At 60.0% G+C, this 305-nt stretch carries 1 protein-coding gene; it reads left to right on the top strand.

What is annotated here, in order from left to right; translation table 11 throughout:
- On the top strand, positions 1-305 hold a 305-nt coding region (locus BLX89_RS23810; RefSeq protein ID WP_483428655.1), incomplete at both ends, for an EF-Tu C-terminal domain-related protein.

Here is a 305-nt window from a genome sequence, read left to right as displayed (position 1 = left end):
GGTGTGAACCGTGACGGCGTCGAGCGTGGTCAGATCCTGTGCAAGCCGGGTTCGGTCAAGCCGCACAAGAAGTTCAAGGCCGAAGCCTACATCCTGACGAAGGAAGAAGGCGGCCGTCATACGCCGTTCTTCACGAACTACCGTCCGCAGTTCTACTTCCGCACGACGGACGTGACCGGTATCGTGACGCTTCCGGAAGGCACGGAAATGGTTATGCCTGGCGACAACGTGACCGTTGACGTCGAGCTGATCGTTCCGATCGCGATGGAAGAAAAGCTGCGCTTCGCGATCCGCGAAGGCGGCCG

It is taken from the genome of Pararhizobium arenae, assembly GCF_001931685.1.
GTDB lineage: Bacteria > Pseudomonadota > Alphaproteobacteria > Rhizobiales > Rhizobiaceae > Pararhizobium > Pararhizobium arenae.
This window is presented reverse-complemented; position numbering and strand designations above follow the sequence as displayed.